This is a genomic window from Synechococcus sp. R6-5 (assembly GCF_047461775.1).
Classification (GTDB): domain Bacteria; phylum Cyanobacteriota; class Cyanobacteriia; order Thermostichales; family Thermostichaceae; genus Thermostichus.
The window spans coordinates 1-2600 of sequence record NZ_JANSHV010000329.1 but is presented as its reverse complement, the minus strand read 5'-3'; the positions used below and the strand labels follow the sequence as shown (position 1 = coordinate 2600).

General features: G+C 58.0%; 3 protein-coding genes. All 3 read right to left on the bottom strand.

Going from position 1 to position 2600, the window contains the following annotated elements:
- Window positions 1–67: 67 nt before the first annotated feature.
- Window positions 68–835 (bottom strand): RNA polymerase sigma factor SigF, encoded by a 768-nt coding sequence (locus NW818_RS13450; RefSeq protein ID WP_041436760.1) that lies wholly within the window; start codon window positions 833–835, stop codon window positions 68–70.
- A complete protein-coding gene (locus tag NW818_RS13445) occupies window positions 825–959 on the bottom strand; it encodes a hypothetical protein (protein ID WP_255344540.1) in 135 nt (44 codons plus the stop codon). Before NW818_RS13445 ends, NW818_RS13450 begins: the two co-directional genes overlap by 11 nt.
- Window positions 960–1387: 428 nt before the next feature.
- Window positions 1388–2566, bottom strand: a complete 1179-nt coding sequence (locus tag NW818_RS13440; RefSeq protein ID WP_414424835.1) for a tetratricopeptide repeat protein — start codon at window positions 2564–2566, stop codon at window positions 1388–1390.
- Window positions 2567–2600 lie beyond the last annotated feature (34 nt).

Below are 2600 nucleotides of genomic sequence, written 5' to 3'. Positions count from 1 at the left end.
GGGGTCAAGCCTCGGAAACACGATTTTTATACCCTTTTATATCCCTTAATTTGTAACGGGCTGTATCTCAAAAAATATCTTGATTCAACAACTTAGCCAGGCGTTCCAGCCCCTTTTTGACTTGGCGGGAAACGGTAACGGCACTGATCCCTAGCCGCTCTGCCGTTTCTTTTTGCGTGAGGTCATAGAAGAAGACAAATTCCAAAATCTTGCGGGTACGTTCCTCCAGCTGAGCCAAGGCATGTTGTAGGCGAATACGATCTTCTTCAGCCAGTTGAAAACTGCGGTAGCGCTGATCCGGAACGACCTCCCCCAGAGCAACACTGTCTTCCTCAGTTTGAATCGGAGCATCCAGGCTGAGCAAAAGGCTGTTTTGTTGGGCCAGCTCCAGCTCTCGCCATTCCTGCTCCGTCAGTTGCAGGGCTTCCCTCACCTCGGCCTCAGAGGGAGAACGGCCCAACTCTTGCCGCAGACGGGCAATCACCTTCTTGGCTTGTCGTTGCAGGGTCGTCCAGCGGCGTGGGATCCGCATGGTGGGGCTTTTGTCCCGCAGGTAGTGTTGAATTTCTCCGCGAATGTAGGGCAGGGCAAAGGAGCTAAAAGCCAGGCCTCGGCTGATGTCAAAGCGTTCGATAGCTTGAATCAAACCCAAACAGCCAACTTGCACCAGGTCGTCGTACCCCTCATTGCATTGGTTGCGCCAGTGGTGGGCCTCTTTGCGCACCAAGCCCAAGTTCATTTCCACCAGCCGGTTGCGCAGGGCTGGATCGCGATTCTGGTGGTACAGCCGCAACAGTTCGGCAGTTCGGGCTTTAACATCCTCACTAGATGCCATAGATCCACATGCGGCTGGGAATCCGGTCTTGGCCAAAGGCAATGGAGGGGGGGCCGCCGGTCGCCTCAGGGAGACGAAGTTCTTGGGAGAGGTCAGGCGAGGGGCCGTTATCATAGACAACCACTTTACCGATTTGCCGAAAATAACTGTAGAACAAGCACTCAAGGAACTGGAAAACCATTCAAAGGTTGAGGATCCCACCCATAACCAACACCCATCCAGTCAAGAGACGCTTTTGCCCAGCCAGACCCTGCGCAAGCAGGTGCTACAGGGCTACAGGGATGGCGTTAGAAGCACAACCGGACACTGTTGAGATTTGCCAAGAGCTGGAACGTTCTTAGTTTGACCAGGTTTCTTGACCCAAGCAACAGCATCTCCACGGAAAATCGGCGGGTTTCATCGGCAAAAGAGCGCAATTTTCCCGTAAGACCCAACGAAATTGCCGGATTTCTGTTGTTGGCGTGCTCTCGTGGTTATTGGTGATTGGGTCAGGTTGGCGGTGAAACAGCCTGTGCATTCCAGCCTCTCCTCTCCTTCTGGGAGGTGAGAACGTCAAGAGGCTGTTCGTGACAGCGGCGGGGGGTTCTTGGGGGGATCCGTGCCGGCAAGGGCTGCCAAAAAGGATGCAAAACTCGGCTCCTCGCGAATGAGGTAGAAATAGGGCTCAGAGGAGAGCAAGGGGCGGTAGCATTCCGGCTCCAGGCGTAGGGCTTGCTCCAAAGCTTGTAGGGCCTGAGGCACTTGGCCTTCCCAGGCGTAGCAGCAGGCTTTGGCGTAGTGAGCCTCGGCATTGCTGGGATCCATCTGCAGGGCCCGATCAAAACTCTGGATGGCCAGCTCGTAGAGGTTCAAGTCCATCAGCACCAGGCCGCGCTGCACCCAGATCTGAGGGCGTTTGGGATCCTGCGCCAGGGCACGGTCATAGCTGTTGAGGGCCTCCATCGGGTTGCCGAGGCGGTGGTGGGCAAGGGCATGGCCGGCCCAGAGAGAGGCCGATTCGGAGCCCAGTTGCAGGGCTCGTTCGTAGCTGGCCAGAGCATCGACGTAGCGCTCTAGGTGAAACAGAGCCAGGCCCCGACTCTGCCAAACTTGGGCATTGACGGGGTTGATGGCGAGGGCTTTCTCGTAGCTGATTAGGGATCCCTGCCACCGTCCCAGAGAGGCTAAGGTTAGCCCGTGCAGGTACCACGTTTCCGGGCTGTCGGGGCTGAGGGCAAGGGCCCGTTCGTAGGCACGTAGGGCTTCTTCGTAGCGGCCCAATTGCCGCAGCGTGTTGGCCTGGTTAAAGCGGGCCTCAAAAAAATCCGGTTTCAGCCGCAGAGCCCGCTCATAGCTGGCCAGAGCTTCTTGATGGCGACCGAGATCGTCCAGCAGAGAACCACGGTTGTTCCAGGCTTCGGGGAAGTCCGGCTTCAGCTCCAGGGCGCGGTCGTAGCTGGCCAGGGCAGCTTGGGCTTGCCCCAGGTGGTCGAGGGTGGTGGCGCGGTTGTACCAGGCAATGGGATCCTGCGGCTGATCTCCCACCGCCTGCTCGAAGGGCTGTAGTTGAGCCGCCTGTTCCGCCGAAAGGGCAGATGGGTCAACCGCCGGGGCCGGCGAAACGGCTGTAGATTCTGGGGAGGCAGCACGCTTCTGCCGCCGCAGCCACCAGGCCCAACCCCCGGCCAAAAGCAACAGGCTCGCCCCCAGCACCAGCACGCCCACGTCGGTCGGGGCAATCACAAACGGCATGACCCACTTCCTGATACATTTACGCTGAACACTG

Excerpts from the sequence above, each read along its gene's own strand:
- NW818_RS13440 (WP_414424835.1), bottom strand. The coding sequence starts at position 2,566 with ATGCCGTTTGTGATTGCCCCGACCGACGTGGGCGTGCTGGTGCTGGGG.
- NW818_RS13450 (WP_041436760.1), bottom strand. The coding sequence starts at position 835 with ATGGCATCTAGTGAGGATGTTAAAGCCCGAACTGCCGAACTGTTGCGG.